The organism is Virgisporangium ochraceum (assembly GCF_016863655.1).
Lineage (GTDB): Bacteria > Actinomycetota > Actinomycetes > Mycobacteriales > Micromonosporaceae > Virgisporangium > Virgisporangium ochraceum.
In genome coordinates, this window is the sequence record NZ_BOPH01000115.1 from 1 (window position 1) to 19266 (window position 19266).

General features: G+C 73.1%; 19 protein-coding genes. 4 read left to right on the forward strand and 15 right to left on the reverse strand.

Annotated elements, in window-relative coordinates:
• Nucleotides 1-39: 39 nt before the first annotated feature.
• Genes Voc01_RS41735 through Voc01_RS41745 form a run of 3 tightly spaced genes read right to left on the reverse strand, consistent with a single transcriptional unit; the run spans nucleotide 40 to nucleotide 3843 of the window.
• The gene (locus Voc01_RS41735; protein ID WP_203933258.1) at nucleotides 40-1230 is read right to left on the reverse strand and encodes an amidohydrolase family protein; all 1191 of its coding nucleotides are present in this window, start codon (nucleotides 1228-1230) and stop codon (nucleotides 40-42) included.
• A 19-nt stretch (nucleotides 1231-1249) separates the two neighbouring features.
• On the reverse strand, nucleotides 1250-1888 hold the full coding sequence (locus tag Voc01_RS41740; protein WP_203933259.1) for a response regulator: 639 nt from the start codon (nucleotides 1886-1888) through the stop codon (nucleotides 1250-1252).
• Nucleotides 1876-3843 carry a sensor histidine kinase gene (locus tag Voc01_RS41745; RefSeq protein WP_203933260.1) on the reverse strand — a complete coding sequence of 656 codons (1968 nt, stop codon included), beginning with the start codon at nucleotides 3841-3843 and terminating at the stop codon, nucleotides 1876-1878. The genes Voc01_RS41740 and Voc01_RS41745 overlap by 13 nt, the downstream gene beginning before the upstream one ends.
• A 135-nt stretch (nucleotides 3844-3978) precedes the next feature.
• Between Voc01_RS41745 and Voc01_RS41750 the strand changes: the two genes are divergently transcribed.
• The gene (locus Voc01_RS41750) at nucleotides 3979-4629 is read left to right on the forward strand and encodes a hypothetical protein (protein ID WP_203933261.1); all 651 of its coding nucleotides are present in this window, start codon (nucleotides 3979-3981) and stop codon (nucleotides 4627-4629) included.
• A gap of 48 nt (nucleotides 4630-4677) precedes the next feature.
• On the opposite strand, the gene Voc01_RS41755 is transcribed toward Voc01_RS41750, so the two are convergent.
• From Voc01_RS41755 to Voc01_RS41795, 9 genes are all read right to left on the reverse strand, one after another.
• Nucleotides 4678-7089 carry a phosphoketolase family protein gene (locus Voc01_RS41755; RefSeq protein WP_203933262.1) on the reverse strand — a complete coding sequence of 804 codons (2412 nt, stop codon included), beginning with the start codon at nucleotides 7087-7089 and terminating at the stop codon, nucleotides 4678-4680.
• A gap of 115 nt (nucleotides 7090-7204) precedes the next feature.
• On the reverse strand, nucleotides 7205-7870 hold the full coding sequence (locus tag Voc01_RS41760) for a response regulator (RefSeq protein WP_203933263.1): 666 nt from the start codon (nucleotides 7868-7870) through the stop codon (nucleotides 7205-7207).
• Nucleotides 7870-9900 (reverse strand): GAF domain-containing sensor histidine kinase, encoded by a 2031-nt coding sequence (locus Voc01_RS41765; protein WP_239160886.1) that lies wholly within the window; start codon nucleotides 9898-9900, stop codon nucleotides 7870-7872. Before Voc01_RS41765 ends, Voc01_RS41760 begins: the two co-directional genes overlap by 1 nt.
• A gap of 89 nt (nucleotides 9901-9989) precedes the next feature.
• Nucleotides 9990-10562, reverse strand: coding sequence for a hypothetical protein (locus tag Voc01_RS41770; protein WP_203933265.1), 573 nt, complete (start codon nucleotides 10560-10562; stop codon nucleotides 9990-9992).
• Nucleotides 10563-10738: 176 nt separating this feature from the next.
• A complete protein-coding gene (locus tag Voc01_RS41775; RefSeq protein ID WP_203933266.1) occupies nucleotides 10739-10987 on the reverse strand; it encodes a hypothetical protein in 249 nt (82 codons plus the stop codon).
• Nucleotides 10988-11125: 138 nt separating this feature from the next.
• Complete coding sequence (efeB, locus tag Voc01_RS41780) at nucleotides 11126-12379, reverse strand: iron uptake transporter deferrochelatase/peroxidase subunit (protein ID WP_203933267.1); 1254 nt, start codon at nucleotides 12377-12379, stop codon at nucleotides 11126-11128.
• Nucleotides 12379-13494 (reverse strand): iron uptake system protein EfeO, encoded by a 1116-nt coding sequence (gene efeO, locus Voc01_RS41785; protein WP_203933268.1) that lies wholly within the window; start codon nucleotides 13492-13494, stop codon nucleotides 12379-12381. The genes efeB and efeO overlap by 1 nt, the downstream gene beginning before the upstream one ends.
• A 7-nt stretch (nucleotides 13495-13501) precedes the next feature.
• Nucleotides 13502-14362: an iron uptake transporter permease EfeU gene (gene efeU / locus Voc01_RS41790; RefSeq protein ID WP_203933269.1), complete on the reverse strand. Its 861-nt coding sequence runs from the start codon at nucleotides 14360-14362 to the stop codon at nucleotides 13502-13504.
• A gap of 97 nt (nucleotides 14363-14459) precedes the next feature.
• Nucleotides 14460-15356 (reverse strand): M48 family metalloprotease, encoded by an 897-nt coding sequence (locus Voc01_RS41795; RefSeq protein WP_203933270.1) that lies wholly within the window; start codon nucleotides 15354-15356, stop codon nucleotides 14460-14462.
• Nucleotides 15357-15385: 29 nt separating this feature from the next.
• Here Voc01_RS41795 and Voc01_RS41800 point away from each other — a divergent pair, with 29 nt between their 5' ends.
• Nucleotides 15386-15781 (forward strand): BlaI/MecI/CopY family transcriptional regulator, encoded by a 396-nt coding sequence (locus Voc01_RS41800; protein ID WP_203933271.1) that lies wholly within the window; start codon nucleotides 15386-15388, stop codon nucleotides 15779-15781.
• 94 nt (nucleotides 15782-15875) lie between these two features.
• Here Voc01_RS41800 and Voc01_RS41805 read toward each other — a convergent pair whose 3' ends face one another.
• Entirely contained in the window at nucleotides 15876-16292 is a 417-nt protein-coding gene (locus tag Voc01_RS41805) for a hypothetical protein (protein ID WP_203933272.1), read from the reverse strand.
• A gap of 4 nt (nucleotides 16293-16296) precedes the next feature.
• Nucleotides 16297-17646: a carbohydrate-binding protein gene (locus Voc01_RS41810; protein ID WP_203933273.1), complete on the reverse strand. Its 1350-nt coding sequence runs from the start codon at nucleotides 17644-17646 to the stop codon at nucleotides 16297-16299.
• An 88-nt stretch (nucleotides 17647-17734) separates the two neighbouring features.
• On the opposite strand from Voc01_RS41810, the gene Voc01_RS41815 reads away from it, so the two are divergent.
• Together Voc01_RS41815 and Voc01_RS41820 are read left to right on the forward strand one after the other, a co-directional pair.
• Nucleotides 17735-18049 (forward strand): hypothetical protein, encoded by a 315-nt coding sequence (locus tag Voc01_RS41815; protein ID WP_203933274.1) that lies wholly within the window; start codon nucleotides 17735-17737, stop codon nucleotides 18047-18049.
• A complete protein-coding gene (locus Voc01_RS41820) occupies nucleotides 18049-18603 on the forward strand; it encodes a histidine phosphatase family protein (protein ID WP_203933275.1) in 555 nt (184 codons plus the stop codon). The genes Voc01_RS41815 and Voc01_RS41820 overlap by 1 nt, the downstream gene beginning before the upstream one ends.
• Here the strand turns inward: Voc01_RS41820 and Voc01_RS41825 are convergent.
• Nucleotides 18591-19184, reverse strand: a complete 594-nt coding sequence (locus Voc01_RS41825) for a dihydrofolate reductase family protein (protein WP_203933276.1) — start codon at nucleotides 19182-19184, stop codon at nucleotides 18591-18593. The two genes, Voc01_RS41820 and Voc01_RS41825, sit on opposite strands and share 13 nt — an antisense overlap.
• Between the last annotated feature and the right edge of the window lie 82 nt (nucleotides 19185-19266).

The following is a 19266-nucleotide window of genomic DNA, read 5'->3' on the forward strand; positions in this document are numbered from 1 at the left end:
CCGCCAATCGATGCACTACCGTCCAAGATCGCCGCGCGCCTACCGGGGTAGGGGCACCCGGACACCGGCCCGGAACACCGCGGTCACGGCGGTCAGCGCCGCCGGGTCCGCCAGCGGGTCGCCGTCGACGGCGACCACGTCGGCGTCGAACCCGGCGGCGAGGCGGCCCTTGCGGTCGCCGAGCCCGCAGGCGTCCGCGGCCAGCGAGGTGACCGCCCGCAGCGCGTCGGCCGGCGCGTCGCCGAGGAACGTCACCAGCTGGGTCGGGCCGTACGGCAGGCAGTCCGGTTCCTTCAGCGGCCCGATGCCGAAGTCGCTGCTGCACACGATCGGGATCCCGGCCGCGCGGAACTCGCGGAACAGCCCGACGATCAGCGGCAGCAGCTTGAGGATGCGCGGCGGCGGCGTGACCCCGGGCTTCGGCTTCTGCGCCACGGTCGCGCCGATCGGGATGCCGGCCTCGGCGATCGCCGCGATCAGCGCCGGGTCGGGCTCGATGCTGTCGGCGGTCATGAACGTGCCGTGCTCGATCATGTCGACGCCGGCGGCGACCGCGTTGGCGATGCCGGTCGCGCCGTGGGCGTGCGCGGTGGTCGGCAGGCCCAGCCGGTGCGCCTCGTCGACCGCGGCCGCCAGCTCGTCGACGGCGAACTGGGCCAGGTGCGACGACGTGCCCGGGGTCAGCTCGCCGCCGGTCGCCATCAGCTTGACCACGTCGACGCCGCGCGCGGCGCGCTCGCGCACCGCGGCCCGGACCGCGTCGGGTCCGCCGGTGGTCTCGCCGCCGAGGAACCAGCAGTGCCCCCGGCCGGTGGTGATCGGCGGGCCGGCGGCGAGCACCTGCGGGCCGGCGGTCGGGTCGGCGGCCAGCTCGTCGCGCAGGCGCAGGCTCAGGTACCCGCGGTCGCCGAGGTCGCGGACCGTGGTGATGCCGGCCGCCAACGCCTGGCGGGCCCGCGCCCGCATCTCGTCGAGCAGCAGGTCGTCGTCGAGGTCGGAGAGCCTGCTGACGGGGTCCGTCGACGCGTCGAAGACCAGGTGGACGTGCGAGTCGACGAAGCCGGGCACCAGGGTGGCCGCGCCGAGGTCGACCACCTCCGCCTCCGCCGGTGGCTCGGTACCGGACCCGACGGCGACGATGCGTCCACCGTCGACCAGCACGACAGGGTGCTCGACCGGCTCGGCGGCGACGCCGTCGAAGAGCCGACCGGCCCGGATTGCCAGCTTCATGCGGACCCCTTTCGGAGAGTCATCGCGGACCCAGATACGCCAGCACCGCCAGCACGCGGCGGTTGTCCTCGTCACTGTCAACGAGGCCGAGCTTGGTCATGATGCTGCCGACGTGGGTCTCCACCGTGCGGTCGGTCAGCCACAGCCGCCGCGCGATCGCCCGGTTGGTGCGGCCCTCCGCGATCAGTGCGAGCACCTCGCGTTCGCGGGCCGTCAGCGCCGCGAGCGGGTCGTCGCGGCGCGGACGCAGCAGGCCGGTGACCACCTCCGGATCGAGCGCCGAGCCGCCGGCGGCCACGCGCCGCAGCGCGTCGAGGAAGTCGTCGACGTCGAACACGCGGTCCTTGAGCAGGTAGCCGAAGTGGCCGTGGGTGGCGAGGTCGACCGAGTACCGCGTCTCCAGGTGCTGCGACAGCAGCACGATGCCCAGGCGCGCGTCGTGCGCGCGCAGGTGCCGGGCGGCGCGGGCGCCGTCGTCGGTACGGTCGGGCGGCATGCGGATGTCGATGATGGCCAGGTCCGGGCGGTGTTCGAGAACGGACGCGACGAGCGACGGCGCGTCGTCGGCCCTGGCGACGATCTCGTGACCGGCGTCGGTGAGCAGCTTCGCGAGCCCTTCCCGGAACAGCGCCGAGTCCTCGCCGATCACGATGCGCACGGCAGCTCCGCCTCCACGGTGGTCCCCCGGCCGTGCGGGCTGTGGACCCGCAGCGTTCCCCCGAGCGCCGCCACCCGGTCGGCGATGGTCGAGCGGGTCGACAGGCTCGCGCCGCCGCACCCGTCGTCGCTGACGCTCACCAGCAGCCGGCCGTCGTCGCGGCTGACCCGCAGCCCGATCCGGCCGGCGTCGGCGTGCTTGACCGCGTTGGTCACCGCCTCGCTCACCACGTAGTAGGCGGTGGTGGCGATGTCGTCGGGTAGCGCATCCCCTCTGGAGAACGCGCACACGTCGAGGTCGATCGCGAGGGGAACCGTGCGTACCAGTTCGGCGAGCGCGGCGTCGAGGCCGTCGTCGAGGCGTCCGGGACGCAGGCCGTAGGCGATCCGGCGCAGCTCGGCCAGCGCCGTACCCAGCTCGGCGACGCCCTGGTCGAGGAGGCCGTTCACGTCGACGGTGCCGTCGTCGAGGTGCCGCTGCGCGAGCCGGAACGCCATGCCGAGCGACACCAGCCGCTGCTGCGCGCCGTCGTGCAGGTCCCGTTCCAGCTTGCGCCGTTCGGCGTCCCCCGCCTGCACCAACCGCGCGCGGCTCGACTCGACCTCGCGCAGCGCCCGCGCGACCTCCAGCCGCAGCCGGACCACCTCGACCAGCGTCGCCGCCGACCCGGCCAGCTGGCGCAGCAGCTCGGGACGCACGTGCGCCGACGCCCGGAGCACCCCGATCGGCTCGCCGCCAAGCTCGACGCCGACGGCCCCGTGGGCGGGAACCGGCGCGCCGTCGATGTCGACGTACCCGGTGTCGCCCGGCACCCGGTAGCCGACCCGCAGGTCCGGGTCGCGCACCGCGTCGCGCAGCACGGCCTCCAGCCGTTCCGGCCGCGACCGGCCGGCGCGGGTGTCGCGGCCGAGCGCCTCGACGGCGGCCAACGCGGCCAGCCGCACCGGGTACAGCCGCCGGTCGACGGCGCGCTGCAGCCGGGTACGCAACGGGGTCAACGCGACCGCGCACACCGCGGTGGCCACGGCCGCGGCGACGGCCGAGTCGCGGCCGAGCACGACCCCGCCGACCACCGAGCTCACCGCGTAGATCAGGACGAGCGTCGTGGACACCAGCCCGTAGGTCACGGTCGCGGCGAGCGCCCGGTCGACGTCGTACAGGTCGTGCCGCAGCATCGCGACGGCGGTCGCCACCGGGATACCGACCAGGCCGGCGAACCCGATCGCGGCGCTCATCCACAGTGGACGGCCCCACAGCAGGATCTCCAGCAGGCATCCCACCGGGTAGAGCGGGATCGCCATGCCGGCCAGCGCCAGCCACTTGATCTGCGCGCGGCGCACCGCGTCGGACCGCCGGAACCGCACCACCAGCGACGCCGCGCACGCCAGGACCAGCACCAGCTGGAGCACGAACACGGCCAGCGCCGGCACCTGGAGCGCCAGCGGCAGTGGCGGCCACGGACGCGGCACGTCCTCCATCGGTGCCCGGAACGGGAACGTGTCGAACGCCGTGGCGACCTGGTCGAGCACCGCGCACGCGACGAGCGTCGGCGGGATCCACCGCCACCGCGGACCGGGCAGCCGCCCGTCCGGGAAGTACAGCAGCAGGAGCCCGACGGCGATGAAGATCCAGACGGCGCTCTGGTCGACCGCGGCGGCGAGCCAATCGAGCGACGGCAGCGTGTCCGGCCGGGTCTCGGCGACGTACCACCACGCCACGTCCCGGCCGCCGTTGAGCGCGACCGTGAGTCCGACGAGCGTCAGCAGGAGGCCGACCACGTTGCCGGGCCGGCGCCGCGCGATGACCACGCCGAGCACCGCCGAGGCGGGCGCGACGGCCACCACGAGGCCGAGGTAGATCCAGACCGCCGGTACCGGCGCACGGGCGGCGAGCACGCCGGTCACGCCGAGCACGGCACCCGTGAGCAGCGCGGTCGCGAGGGCGACGCGTCTCATGACGGCACTGTAAGGCCGCGCCGCCCGGAAAGGATCCGTACTGGTACGGAGCCGACCTCCCGGGTCGGCACCGATGGCCGGCCGCCGCCGCGTCCCTACGGTTCGGACATCCGCACCCATCCGCAGGAGGAACCGATGTCCACCGAGACCCTCACCCCCGTCACCACCGGCCGCGGCCGTGTGGCCCTACTGTCGGCGCTGCTCGCGCTGGGCGCGGTCGTGGTGGCCGCCATGGTGCTCTGGCAGCCGTGGGGTGAACGCGACGCGTTCTCGTACTCCGACCTGGCGCCGAACCGCGACGCCGGCTGGCTCGGCAGCGTCCTCGACGGCCTGGCGCTCGGCGTCGTCGGTGTGACGGCCGGTCTCGTGGTGTGCCTGCTCGTTCCGGCCCGCGGGGCGGCGTGGGCGACCGTCGGCGCGCTCCTCACCGGGCTGGGCGGCGTGGCGTTCGCGGCCGGCATCGTCGCGGCCGGCACGGTCTTCTGGTACGCCACCGAGCCGGCGGCGATCCCGGCCGACGCCGGCACCGCGCTGCTCTCGTTCGCCGAGGACAACCCCGGCCACCTGATGGGCCTGCAGATGGCCGGGTTCCTGCTCTTCACGATCGGGTCGCTGGTGCTGATGGCCGCGCTGTGGCGGGCCCGGTCGGTGCCGCGCTGGCTGCCGGTGGCGTTCCTCGTGCTGACCGTCGGCGTGTTCGCGCTGGGCGGCGTCGCGCTCGACGTGGTGCAGGCGGCGCAGATGCTCGTGCTGGCGGCGCCGGCCTGGTACCTGCTCAAGGCATGACGCGGACGTGGTCGACCACCCGCGAACGGGTGGTCGACCCACCTCCGTTCAGCCGCGCTCGGCCCAGTCGCCGAGCGACCAGTCGCGGACCTCGGGCATGTCCTCCAGATGCTCGACGACGTACTCCTGGTGCCGGGTCAGCTGGGCCTCGCACCACTCCTTGAGCGCGGTCGCGCCGCGGGGCAGCCGCTTGGCGTTGTTGATCGCGTCCATCACCAGGTGGTAGCGCGAGGCGCGGTTGCGCACGGTCATGTCGAAGGGCGTCGTGGTGGTGCCTTCCTCGATGAAGCCGCGCACGCGGAACCGGTCGGCGTCGGGCCGGCCGTGCACGAGCTGGTGGATCGCGCCCGGGTAGCCGTGGAACGCGAACACCACGTCGACGGTGTCGGTGAACAGCTCGGTGAACTGGGTTTCGCTCATGCCGTGCGGGTGGTCCTTGGGCCGGGTGAGCGTCATGAGGTTCACGACGTTGACCACGCGCACCTTGAACCCGGGCAGCTTCTCCTTGAGGATCTGCGCCGCGGCGACGGTCTCCATCGTCACCACGTCACCGGCGCAGGCGAGCACGATGTCAGGATCGCTGTCGCCGGCGTCGGTGCCGGCCCAGTCCCAGATGCCGGCGCCGCGCGCGGTGTGCTCGATCGCCTCGTCCATCGTGAGCCACTGCAGCTGCGGCTGCTTGTCGATGACGATCAGGTTGACGTACGACCGCGACCGGAAGCAGTGGTTGGCCACCGACAGCAGGGTGTTGGCGTCCGGCGGCAGGTAGACCCGCGACACGGTGCCGCGCTGGTTGAGCACCACCTGGATGAGCCCGGGACCCTGGTGCGAGAAGCCGTTGTGGTCGTTGCGCCACGCGGTCGACGTGAGCAGGATGTTCAGGCTCGGCACCTTGGCGCGCCAGGGCAGGTGCGCGGCCTCCTGCAGCCACTTGCCGTGCTGAACGGTCTGCGACGCCGACACCATCGCGAACGCCTCGTAGGTGGCGAACATGCCGTGCCGGCCGGTGAGGTTGTACCCCTCCAGCCACCCGTGGCAGTTGTGCTCCGAGAGCACCTCCATCACCCGGCCGTCGCGGCCGATGGCCGTGTCGTCCGCGGTCACGTGCTCCATGAACCCCCGGTCGGAGACCTCGAACACGGCGCCGAGCCGGTTGCTGTTGGTCTCGTCGGGGCAGAACAGGCGGAACCGGTCGGGGTTGCGGGTGTAGATGTCGCGCATCAGCTCGCCGAGCTTGCGCGTCGACTCGGCGCGTACGGTCGCCGGCGTGGGCACGTCGATGGCGTAGTCGCGGTAGTCGGGAAGGTCCAGATCCCTGGTCAGGCGTCCGCCGTTGGCGTGCGGGCTCGCGCTCATGCGCAGGTCGCCGTCGGGCGCGAACTCTCTGATGGACCGGGACGGAGCGCCCGACTCGTCGAACAGCTCCTCGGGCCTGTACGACCGCAGCCATTCTTCGAGGACGCGCAGGTGGTCGGGGTTCTCCCGCACGCCCGACAGCGGTACCTGGTGCGAGCGCCACGTGCCGCTGACGGTGATCCCGTCGACCTTCTCCGGCCCGGTCCAGCCCTTCGGCGACCGCAGGACGATCAGGGGCCAGGTCGGTCGCGTGCCGTCCCAGTCACCGTCGCGCGCGCTCCGCTGAATGGCGCGGATGCGCCCGTACGCCTCGGCCAGGGCGGCGGCGAACCGGTGGTGCATGCCGGGCAGGTCGGAGCCCTCGACCTCGATGACGTCGTAGCCGTGCCCGGCCAGCAGCGAGCGGACCTCGTCGCGGCTCTTGCGGCCGAGCACCGTCGGTCCCGCGATCTTCGCGTCGTTGAGGTGCAGGATCGGCAGCACGGCGCCGTCGCGCGCCGGGTTGATGAACGAGACGCCCTTCCAGGACCCTTCGAGGGGACCGGTCTCCGCCTCGCCGTCACCGACGACGGCCACCGCCAGCAGGTCGGGGTTGTCCATCACGGCGCCGTAGGCGTGCACCAGCACGTAGCCGAGCTCGCCGCCCTCGTGGATCGACCCGGGCGTCGTCACCGACACGTGGCTCGGGATGCCGCCGGGGCTGGAGAACTGGCGGAACAGCCGCAGCAGGCCCGGCTCGTCGAGCGTCACGTCGGGGTAGATCTCGCTGTAGGTGCCTTCCAGGTACCCGGCGGCGACCAGCGCCGGCCCGCCGTGGCCCGGCCCGGCCAGGTAGATCGCCTCCTGCCCGGTGAGCCGGATGAGCCGCGAGACGTGCGCGTAGATCAGCGACAGGCCGGGGCTGGTGCCCCAGTGCCCGAGGAGGCGCGGCTTGATGTGCTCCGCTGTCAGCGGCTCCTTCAGCAGCGGGTTGCCCCGCAGGTAGATCTGGCCGACCGTGAGGTAGTTGTTGGCACGCCACCACGCGTCGAGCTGGGCGACCTCCTCGTCACCGGGTGCGGCGAGCGCTTTCAGCGTCGGGTGCTGGTGCGTAACAGCGGTCATGCGTCTCGTCTCCTCCTGAAGGATCTTCGCGAGCCCTCCCCAGTTCTACCGGACCGCGCGCGGCGCGGCACCCATCCTCGGCGGGTTAGAGCACCCCTACCCCCGGGATCGGGACCTAAGGCCCGTCGTCGCGGTGGAGGGCCGCCCGGCGGCCGCGGATCACGGCCTGCGCCCGATCGGCGATCTGCAGCTTGCGGAAGATGCTGGTGATGTGGTTGCCGACGGTGCGTTCGCTGATGAACAGGCGGGTGGCGATGTCGTGGTTGCGCAGCCCGGCGGCGATGAGGCCGAGGACCTCCTGCTCCCGCGGCGTCAACCGGTCGATGTCCGGATCGACGGCGGCCGACGGCGGACCGGCCGCGAGCTGGTCGAGGACGCGCTTGGCCACCGCCTCGCCGAGCAGCGCCTCGCCGCGCGCGACCGCTCGCACCGCCCGCAGCAGCGAACCCCGTTCCGCGCCCTTCAGCACGTAGCCGCGGGCGCCGGCGCGGATCGCGGCGAGCACGGACCCGTCGTCGTCGAGCATCGTGAGCACGATGACCTTCGTGTCGGGGTGGGCCGCGGTGATCGACCGCGTGGCGGCGATGCCGTCGAGGTCGGGCATGTGCAGGTCCATGAGCACGATGTCGGGGGCGAGGTCGCGCACGAGCCGCACCGCGTCGTGACCGGTGGCGCCCTGCCCGACGAGCACGAGGTCGTCGGTGCGGGCGACGAGGCTCTCCACCCCTTCGCGGAAGAGCGGGTGGTCGTCGACGACGACGAGCCGCACGGACGCGTCCATCACGGCTCCGCGGCGTTCGGGACCGTGAGCGTCAGCCGGGTGCCGCCGCCCGGCCGGCGGTCCAGGGTCAGGGTTCCGCCGACGGACGCGGCGCGGTCACGCATGCCGCCGAGGCCGGCGCCGCCGCCGGCGCCCGGGCGCAGCCCGGCTCCGTCGTCGTCGACGCGCAGGTGCAGGTGGCTGTCGTGGTGCCAGAGGGCGACGTCGACCGAGGCCGCGCCGGAGTGCTTGGCCACGTTGGTCAGCGCCTCCTGGGTCACCCGGTAGACGGTGATCCCGACGGCCGCCGGGGTGTCGCCGACGGCCTCGCCGGTGAACCGGGTGGTCATGCCGGTGTCGCGGCCGAACTGGGTCACCTGCCGGTCGAGCGCGGCCACCAGGCCGAGCTGGTCGAGCGTCGGCGGGTGCAGCCCGTGCACGAGCCGCCGCACGTCGGAGCCGGCCTGCCCGACGAGCTCGTCTATGCGCTCGAGCTCGCGGCGCAGCCACTCGGGTGCGGCGGTGCCGGCGTCGAGGCACGTCTCCACGTGCAGCCGGATCGCGGCGAGGGTCGGGCCGAGTCCGTCGTGGAGGTCGCGCTGGATGCGCCGTCGCTCCCCGTCCCGCGAGCGGGTGAGGTCACCGAGGCTGCGCCGCAGGGCGGCGGTGAGCCGGTCTGCGTGCACGACGGCGCCGGCGTGGCGGGCCAGTTGCGTGAGGGCGCGCCGGTCCGGGTCCGACCAGTCCTCGCCGCGCCGGCGGGGTGCGGCGCAGAGCACGCCGACGAGGTCGCCGGCGTGCCGGAGCGGGAGGACCAGCGTCACGCCGGCCGCGTCCAGCGCGGCGCCGAGGTCGCCGCCGATCCGCGGCAGGGGTTCCGTCGCGGCCCGGATGAGGTCGGCGGCGGCCGCGTCGACGACCCCGGTCTCCGGTCCCGCGGTGCCGCCGGTGGTGGCGGCCGGCCGCAGGACGTCGCCGTCGACCTGCCAGATCGACACGTGCGGCAGGCGCAGCGCCTGCGCGGTCGTGTCGACGACGGTCGGGAGCATCGCCGCCGGCTCCGGGGTGGTGGCGAGGCGGTCCGCGAGCCGGGCGACGACCTCGTGGGGCTCGTCGCGGTCGCCGTACAGCAGCCGGTTCACGGCGCGCTGCAGCCGTTCCCGGGCCGGCTGGAACGCCACGGCCACGAGGCCGGTCGCCACCACCGCGACCGGCCACCGCGCGCGTCCCTGCAGCAGTGCCGACAGCGTGCCGACCACCGTGACGTACCCGGCGACGACCGCGGCGGTCAGCAGCCCGTAGACCACCGTGCGCCGGATGATGACGTCGATGTCGTACAGCCGGTGACGCAGCACCGCGACGGCCACCGCGGCGCAGGTCGCGAGCATCGGCACGGCCAGCAGCAGCGCGCCCCAGACGCCGGGGACGGCCACGTTCGCCAGCCCCAGGACGGCGAAGGGCACCCCCAGCGACAGCGCCGCGAACGCCACCCACGTGATCTGCAGGCGCACCGGCGTCGACCCGGACCGGTACCGCACCACCAGCGAGGCGATCGCGGCGAGGACGGCCACCAGCAGCACCAGCACCGAGGCGAACAGCAGCGGTTCACCGACCGGGCCGAGCCGGCCACCCAACACGGTCCACCGGTCGACCGGCCCGGTGCCCGCCGGTCCCGGCGTCATGAGCGTCCCGACGCAGGCCGCCGCGCCGGCGGCCAGCACCACCGGCGGCAGCACCCGCCAGCGCGGGGCGGGCACCCGGCCGTCCGGGAACAGCAGCAACAGGAACGGCGTCGACGTCACCGCGACGCACCACCCGAGGTCGCCGAGCGTGCCCAGCAGCGGCAGGGCCGGCCCCGCGCCGGCGACCATCACCACGGACCAGCCCAGCGCCGCCGTGCTCCACGGGACGGCGTAGCGCGGGTCGGCCCGGCGGGCGGTGAGCAGCACGGCCATGGCGGGGAAGCCGGCGAACCCGAGTGCCTGGACCAGCTCCGCCGCGGGTACCGGCCCGGGCCGGCGCAGCGCGGTGAGCGCGAGGGCCGCGACCATCAGGGTCACGGCGCCCGCGCACAGCACACCGCTCGTTCGACGCCATCCGCAACGGTCCATGTCGCCGTCCCGCGTGTCCAGGGCTTCCGTCAATGTACCCGCGGCTCGACGCGTCGCCGCGCGGTCCGCAGCCGCTCGACCGCGAGCAGCCCGGTTCCGAGGTACACCGGGATCTCCGCGAGCGCCGCGTGCACGGGGAACCAGCCGAGGGCGTCCAGCGCCACGACCACCAGGATCATCGGGGACCCGGCGCCCAGCAGGGCGGCGCCCACGCGGTCACATCGGGTCTTCCGCCACAACGCGACGGCGGCCCACGTCCCCGTGCCGAACATGCCGAGAAAACACAGCCCCGCCACGGGTTCCAGGACGTCCAACCGGTCGGCGAGGCCGGGTACCGACAGCACCGCGAACACCGCGAGCAGCGTCGTGAACGTCGTCAGCGCCACCCGTCCCGACCGGCTCGACGCGGCCCGGTACCGGCCGAGCACGGCCAGGGCGCCCACCGCCATGAGCGCGAAGCCGACCGCGTGCGCCGCGTCGGCCAGGGTCCCGTGGTGCGCCACCAGGTCGCCGCCTGTCGCGTAGTCGACACCGGCCACCACCGACACCAGCACGCCGCCGACGGCTCCGGCCACCGCCGCGGCGGAACTGTCCACCGTCATCGCAGCACTCCTCCCGTACGGGCCGGGTCCACCCCGGAACCGACGGAAGCCAGTGGGCCACGACGACCGGTCGTGCGTCATGAGTGCACGCACGCATCTGCGCCCCTACCTCGACCCGTGCGTCGCCACCCGACGACGAAGCCACCGCCGGGACCGGCGGTGGCTTCGCACGTCAATCAGTAGGTGAACGTCCAGAGGAAGTAGAAGCCCGGGTTGTTCGGGTTGTACACGCGGTACTCGCAGTAGTACCAGCTCCACTGGCCGGTCTGTACCCCTTCACTGCCGTAGCTGTTGCAGAACTGGCCGTCGTAGTAGACGCCGCGCAGGGTGCCGCCCGGCGGGTCGGCCGCGGCCGGGGTCGCGGTGGTTCCGAGCAGCCCGACCACGGCCAGGGCGACCGCCGCCGCCCATCTGCGTGCGCGCATGAGAGCTCCCTCCGTTCACCGTCCACAGTGCACGGACTCCCCGTCGAGCCGGGACACCGGAACGCGAAAGACATCGAAGAACGTGGAAGAATGGTCACATCGATCCGGCGGCCGGGGATCGACTGAACGGCCCACCGTTCACTCGAAAAGTTTCCGGCCCCAGTAGTCGTCGGCGGCGGTCACGCCGGGTGGCACGGCGAACAGCCCGCTCGAGACGTGCCGGATGTACTCGTTCATCACGTCCTGGCGGGCCAGCGCCTGCTGCACGGGCACGAACTGGCGGCGCGGGTCGCGCTGGTAGGAGATGAAGAACAGGCCCGCGTTGAGCCGGCCGAAGCCGTCGGACCCGTCGACGAAGTTGTACCCGCGCCGCAGCATCCGCGCGCCGTTGTGGTTGGTGTGGTGGGCCAGCCGCGCGTGCGCCACCTCGGGGATCATCGGCTCACCGTCGTCGCCGCGGATGGTGAAGTCGGGTTCGTCGTGCTCGTTCGGCAATCCGAGCGGCGCGCCGACGCCCTTCGACCGGCCGACGATCGCCTCCTGCTCGGCCAGCGGCGTGCGGTCCCAGGTCTCGATCAGCATCCGGATCTTCCGCGACACCAGGTAGCTGCCGCCGGCCATCCACTCGGGACCGTCGCCGGGAGCCACCCACAGCTGCTCGTCGAGCAGCGGGCCGTCCTCCTCCTTGAGGTTGGCCGTGCCGTCCTTGAACCCGAACAGGTTGCGTGGCGTGGTCTGCGTCGTCGAGGTCACCGACGTGCGTCCGAACCCCAGCTGTGACCAGCGGACGCTGACCACCCCCATGCCCAGGCGGGCCAGGTTGCGCACGGCGTGCACGGCCACCTGCGGGTCGTTGGCGCACGCCTGCACGCACAGGTCGCCACCCGAGATCGCCGGGTCGAGCTGGTCACCGGGGAACTTCGGAAGCTCGGCCAGCGCCGCGGGCGTGCGTCCCGCGAGCCCGAACCGGTCGCGGCCCTGCGCGTCACGGAACAGGCCCGCGCCGAACCCGACGGTGACCGTCAACCCGGCCGCCGGCAGGTCGAGCGCCTCGCCGGTGTCCTCCGGCGGCGCCCACGCCGGGCCGCGGACCGCGCCGAGCGCACCGGCTTCGAGGCCGGCGGTCATGCGCGCGGTCGCGGCGGTCCAGTTCTGCAGCAGCTCGACGAGCTTCGCCCGGTCGGTCGTGACCACGTCGAACGCCACGAAGTGCAGGTGGTCCTGCATCGCGGTGGTGATGCCGGCCTGGTGCGGGCCGTAGAACGCGACCGGGTCGGCCGGGCCGGCGGACGCGGCGGGCCGGTCGTCGTCGCGGGACAGGGCGACGGCGCCGAGGGCGGCCGCACCCAGTGCGCCCGCCCCGGCGAGGCCGATGGCCTTCCGACGGTCCATTACTTTTGCGCCACCACCGCGGCGACCTTGCTGATCGGCTCGCTCAACGCGTTGATCGTGTCGGTCAGCTCCTTGAGGTCGGCCTCGGTCAGCTCGGTGTAGAGCTTCCAACCCTCGCCCTTGCGGTGCTTGTCGAGCGCGGCCTCGGCGGCGGCGAACTTCTCGTCGAGCGTCTTCGCGAGGGCCGGGTCGCGGTCGTCGAGCACCGGGCGCAGCGCCGCGACGGCGGCCTTGGAGCCTTCCAGGTTGGCGCGGAAGTCCCACAGGTCGGTGTGCGAGAAGATGTCCTCCTCGCCGGTGATCTTCCCGCTGGCGACCTCGTCGAGCAGCTCCTTGGCGCCGTTGGCCAGCTGCAGCGGGGAGAGCTTCTCGCTGTTGGCGAGGTCGACGATCTTCTGCACGTCGGCGAGGAGCTTGTCGGCGACCGGGCCGCTCTGCGACACGTCGTTGGTGACCCAGAGGTCCTTCTCCAGCTTGTGGAAGCCGGTGAACTCGGTGCCCGGCTCCAGGTCGGCCTCGCGTCCGTCGATCAGCGGGTCGAGGTCACCGAAGATCTCGGCGACCGGCTCGATCCGCTCCCAGTACGTGCGGGCGACCGGGAACAGCGCCTTGGCCTTCTCCTTGTCGCCGGCCTTGACCGCGTCGACGAACTCCTTCGTCTTGACGATCAGCGTCGCGGTCTGGCTCTTGACGTACCGCTGGTAGTTCTCGGCGGCGGCGGCCAGCTTGGCGTCGTCGGTGAGCGGCTTCGCCTCGCCGGTGACCGTGAACGCGCCCCGGATGCCCTTGCCGCTCATGCCCGGCTTGCACGCGGTCTCGTAGGTGCCGGCCGGCAGTTCGACGATCAGGTCGCGGCTGAGGCCGGGCACGATGTTCTCGACCTCGCTCATCACCCGGTCGCCGGCGGCGTACACGTAGAACTCGGTGACCTTCGAGCCCTTGTTGCTGACGGCGAACGTCACCGTGCCTGCGGCCGCCTCGGTGCGGCCGACCTTGCACTCGGTGTCGGTGGCGGTCACCTCGATCTTGCCGCCGGCCTCGGGTTCGTCGTCGCCGCCGCAGGCGACGAGGCCCGCCGCCAGCACCACGACCGCGCCGATGGTCAGTGTTCGCATGATGCTCCTATTCCGGGGTCGGCGCGGCGGGCGCCGGGGTCGCTGTGGTCGCTGTTGTCGGCGCGGCGGCGGGCCGTTGCGGCAGAAGGAAAAGCACCAGGACCGGGACCGCGTACGCCACCCAGGCGACGACCTCGAGCACGCTGGCGGAGGGTGTGATGTTGAACATGCCGGTGAGCAGCGCCGAGTACCACGCGTCGGGGGCCCAGACGCCTCTGAAGTCGTAGGCGAGGTCGTTGAGACCGGGCAGCGCGCCGGCCTCCTGGAAGTCGTGCACGCCGTACTTGAGGATGCCGGCGGCCACCAGGACGAGCAGCACCCCGGTCCACGTGAAGAACTTCCCGAGGTTGACGCGCACCGCCCCCGCGTACATCACCACGCCGATGACCACGGCGGTGGCGATGCCACCGATGATCGCCAGCAGCGGTCCCGCCGACGAGGTGGCGCCCTGCACCGCCGAGAAGAACAGCAGCGCCGTCTCCAGGCCCTCGCGCGCGACGGACAGGAACGCCATCACCACCACGGCGACCGGGCCCATCCTGATCGCTTCGGCGAGCTTTCCGCGCAGGTCACCGGCGATGCGGCGGGCCATGCGGCGCATCCAGAAGATCATCCAGGTGACGAAGCACACGGCGGCCACGGAGGCGACCGCCTCGAACAGTTCGCCCTGTTCGAAGGTCAGGTGCGCGCTGGTGTAGGTGAGCAGGGCGCCGAAGCCGACCGACAGCGCGACCGCCGCCGCGACCCCGGCCCACACGTACCGGAGGTAGCCGCGCTGCCCGCTCTTGACGAGGAACGCCACCAGGATGCTGACCACGAGGGTGGCCTCGAGGCCCTCCCGCAGCCCGATGAGGTAGCTGGCTGTCACCGCTGTCGATCCATCTTCTATCGACGAATAAAACTTAGGTCAGCCATACCTTAGCTGCGGGCTCGCGGACGTCAAGTTCCCGGGCCGGCGGGCCGGGTCAGCGGGCCGCGAGGGTCAGCAGCTCGACCAGGTCGTAGACGGCCTCGCCGGTCCATGCCAGGGTGAACGCCGCCACGCCGGCCGGCAGCACGGCGAGCGCCCACAGGTTCGTCCGGGCGCCCGGGCGCAGCAGCGCCGCGACCCGGCGGGGCACGACCCCACCGGGCGTCGCGGCGTTCAGGCCGTGCGCGTTCCCCGTGGACGCGAGCGCGGCCGCCCCGATCGCCTCCGCGACCGTGCGCCGGCTCCCGGTCTGCCGCGCCGCCGCCTCGTCGGCGGCCCGCTCGACCAGGTAGTCGACCTGGCGGGCCACCCACCGCAGGGCGGGGTGGGCCGCCGCGGCGAGGTCGGCGAGGAGCACGAGGCGGTGGTGCCGGCCGGTCAGGTGGGCGCGCTCGTGGGCGAGGAGCGCGTCGAGGTGACGGTCGGAGAGCAGGTCGCGCATGCCGGTGGTCACCACGACGTGACCCGGGCGGCCCGGCACGGCGAACGCCTGCGGCACCCCGTCGGCGACGACCAGCACGCCGTCGGTGCTCGGGAACTCGACCCGGGCGCGGGCGAGGGTCCGCCGGTGCACCGTCCAGCGCCGGCCGACCGACACTCCCGCGGCCACCAGCAGCACGACGCTCAGCCAGACCACCCACGGCACCCGGGCGGTGTCGGCCGCGACGATCCGCGTCGACCAGCCGAACGCGCGTCCCACCGCCGGGATCTCGGCGGCCGCGACCACCGCGAACACCGCGAGGTTCACCACGCTGGACGCGGCCGCCGCCGCGGCCGACCAGGCCAGCACGACCGCCGACTGCGCCGGTGCGATGCGCCCGGCGACCAGCCACACCAGGGCCACGAACAGAGGCGGTGCCACCACCACCGACACGAGGAAGTGATCGAACATGCCTCTCCGTTCCCGATACAGTCGGCGCGATGAGCGCGACGAACGGTCCCGCCGCCCCGGGCTTCCCCGGTCGGCGACGGCCGGGTGAGCTGGAGGCCCGGATCGTCACGATCCTCGCCGAGGCCGCGGTGCCGCTGACGCCCGCCGAGGTCCGCGACCGGCTGGGCCCCTCCGGGGCGCGCTCGTACAGCACCGTCGTGACCACGCTGACCCGACTGTATGAGAGGGGTGCCGCCACCCGCCATCGCGACGGGCGTGCGTTCCGTTACGGCGCGGTGAGCAACGCCGCGGGCCTGGTGGCCGACCGGATGGGCCGCCTCCTCGACGGCGAGCCCGACCGCGCCTCGGTGCTCCGCCGTTTCGTCACCCACCTCGACGACCGCGACGAGCGGCTCCTGCGCGACCTCCTCCGCGAGGACCCCTGACCGCATCACGGGCCACTGCCGGTGTACGACTTCCGGGCACGGAAGTACCTCTCGGTCGGTCCTCGAGGTTCATCCGTGCCCGGAAGTCGGGCCGTCAGCCGGACCCCGGTGGGCCGGCGGTGCCGGTCGGGGGCTGGCCCGGGAAGGGTGCCGGGACCGGAAAATGCTGTTCCGGGTACGGCGTGCCCGCCGGCGGTGGGCCGGCGTACGGCGGGTACTGCGGGTACTGCGGCACCCGGCGCACCGCGGCGCCGGCCGTCACGGCCATGATCGCGGCGACCAGCAACAGGCCGACACCGACGGTGGCGACCGTCTGCAGGCGCACCTCGTCGTCGAGGGAGCCGACCTGGCCCGAGCAGTTCATCAGGGTGCCGTTGGAGGAGCAGGACATGGTGATGCTGTGCGTGCCGAACCCACCGGAGTCGAAGAGCACGTCGGCGCCCGCACCACCGACGAAGAGCAGGCCGACGATCGTGAAGAGCCACTGCATGCCCCGGGCGAAGTCCGCCATGGGATCAGTCCCTGCCTTCCGGGTCGTTGATCCACGGCCGTGTGAAGGCGATCCAGTTGACGTTGACGAAGTCGCCCGGCCGGTCGCTCTCGAACGTCAGGAAGATGCGGTGCAGGCCCGTCGGGGACGGTGACAGGCGCGTGGTCAGCGTCTGCCAGGCCTGCCAACCGCCGGTGCCGCCCACGCGCACCGTCGCGATCGCGGGTGCGGCGGGGCCGCCGAGGCGCACCGAGATCGTCCCGGTCTGGTCGCCGGCGCCCGAGGCGACCCGCAGCCGCATCCCGGTGGTGCGGGGGCCGAACTGGCGGGCGTCGAACGCGACGAAGTCACCGTTGCCGATCCGGCTGAGGTTGCGGCCGCCGCCGACGTCGGTGGTGTCCTCGATGTCGACGCCGCTGCGCCAGTTCGCGTCCTCGGCCTCGACCCGCGAGCTCAGCGAGGTCGCCGGCACGACCGACACCCAGTCGACGAGCACCCGTACGGCGCCGGCCGCGATGCGGTCCACTGTGGACTGTGGCAGCCCGAAGTACGGCGACGTCGTCTTGTTGTCGCTGTTCGGCCACACGCCGCCGAGGGCGAGGTTCAGCAGCAGGTACTCCGGCTGGTCGAACACCCAGGTGCCCATGGACTCCACCTGTGCCCGGCTGATCCGCCGGAACTCCCGGTCGTCGACGAAGAACGCGATGCCCTCCGCCGACCGGTCGACGCGGTACACGTGCCACCCGGTCGCGTTGGCGAACGTCTGCTGACCGCCCAGGCCCGAGACGCCCGGCGCGTGCACCCCGGCCGACGTCCACTCCGGACGACCGATGTTCTCCATGATGTCGATCTCGCCGCAGTCGGGCCACCCGACCTGACCGTGGTTGATGCCGAGCGCCCAGAACGCCGGCCACAGCCCGGATCCGGCCGGCAGCTTCATCCGCGCCGAGTAGGAGCCGTAGCCGTACTCGCCGACGTGCCTGGTCGTGATGCGGGAGCTGATGAAGTCGTAGGTCTCCCCCGCCGGTGTCCGGAAGCCGGGCCGGTACCGGGGGTGGATCGCCAGCGCGCCGTTCACCGCGCCGGTGGCCGCGTCGTCATGGTCGATGTAGAGCGTCTCCGGCGAGTCGACGTAGGCCTGTTGCTCGCGGTTCGTGGTGGCGAAGTTGCCGCCAGTCACCTCGAAGCTCCACAGTGAACGGTCGAGCTCGGTGCCGGAGAAGTCGTCCCAGAGTGCGGGACCTGTGGACTGGATACTGGTGCCCCGGGTTCCGGCGCCGCCGACGTCGGCGAGCGCGGGAACCAGGGACAGCGCGCTGACCGTGAGCGCCACCGCGCCCACCACCGACCAGCGGACCCCCGTGTTGATTCGCATGGGGGAATGTATAGCGCCTGCCCGCCATCCGCGGGGAGCGTTGTGCATCAATGTGCAACCGCGACCCCGGTACCGGTATGAATGACGGGTGAGTCCACCCGACCCGCACATCCACGTCGACGTCAAGCTCCACGCCGACGTGGCGGTCCGCGAGATGACGGCCGCCACGTTCGGTCTGGCGGGTGACCTGCCCAGCCGGGCCACCACCGGATGCGGCCTCGATGTGCCCTACGCGATGACCTCGACCGAGCCGCGCACGGTCACCTGCCTGCCGTGCCGCGAGTACGCGCACCGCCGGTACCTCGAGCTGGCCGAGTCCGCCGAGCGGTTCGACCTGCCCGGCCTCGACCTCGGCGCGCGGGCCGCGGCCGGGTACCGCGACCTCGCCCGCGGGTTCGGCTGATGGCGCGGACCCGGCTGTTCCTCGTCCGCCACGGACAGGCGACCGCCGAGAACGCCGGCCTGTCCCCGCTGGGTCGGGAGCAGGCCGACCGGCTGGGCCGACGGCTGCGCGCCGTGCCGTTCGCGGCGGTCCACCACAGCCCGCTCGCCCGCGCCGCCGAGACGGCGGCCATCGTGGGCGGCCACCTCCCCGGGGTGCCGGCACACGTGTGCGACCACGTAGCCGACCGCACGCCGGTCCCCTCGAACCCTGACACTTACCCGCAGCGCTGGCACCCCTGGCTCGACGGCGTACCCGCCGACGAGCGCGACGTCGACGCCGTGGCGCTGCGGGCGGCGGTCGCGCACTTCGGCGTCGCCGGCCCGACGGACCGCGACGAGCTCCTCGTCACCCACGCGTTCGTGATCGGCTGGTTCGTGCGTCACGTGCTCGACGCACCGGAGTGGCGCTGGATGGGCCTGAACCACGACAACTGCGGGCTGACCGTCGTCCAGTGGGAGACCGGACGGCCGGCCACCCTGGTGTCCTACAACGACACCGGTCACCTGGTGTGAACCGCGTACCGCAGATGCGTCACCCGGTCACCCGCCACGATCTCCGGGTCACCGAGCAGCGCGGGCGGGCCGGCGAACGCGCCGAACAGCCGCACGCCCCGCCCGAACACGACCGGCACGAGGTCGACGCGTAGCTCGTCGACGAGGCCGGCGGACAGGGCCTGGCCGAGCAGGTCGCCGCCGGTCAGCGACACGTCGCGGCCGCCGGCGGCGCCCTTCGCCCGCGCGATCGCGCTCTCCAGCCCGTCGGTGACGAACGTGAACGGCGCGTCGGGGAACGGCCAGTCGGTCGGTGCGCGGTGGGTCACCACGAACACGTGGTCACCCACCGCGGGCCGGCCGTTCCAGCCGTTGGTGAGGTCGAACAGGCGCCGCCCGATCACCGCCACCCCGATCCGCGACCAGGTGTCGCGAAGGTGGGCGGCGCTGGCGGCCGACACGTGGAACACGCGCTGCGGGTCGCCGCCGTTGAAGGGGACGTCGCCGTTGCCGTACCAGTCGAACAGCGGTCCGACCGCGTCGGTGTCGTCGGCGATGAACCCGTCCAGTGAGACCGTCGCGCTCGCGGTCACCGTCGTCATGGTCTTCTCCCTCGCAGAGGTGGTGTGTCCGTGACGTCGGAACCGGCGCCGGCATCAGGACACGGTGGAGCCGCGGCCCGTT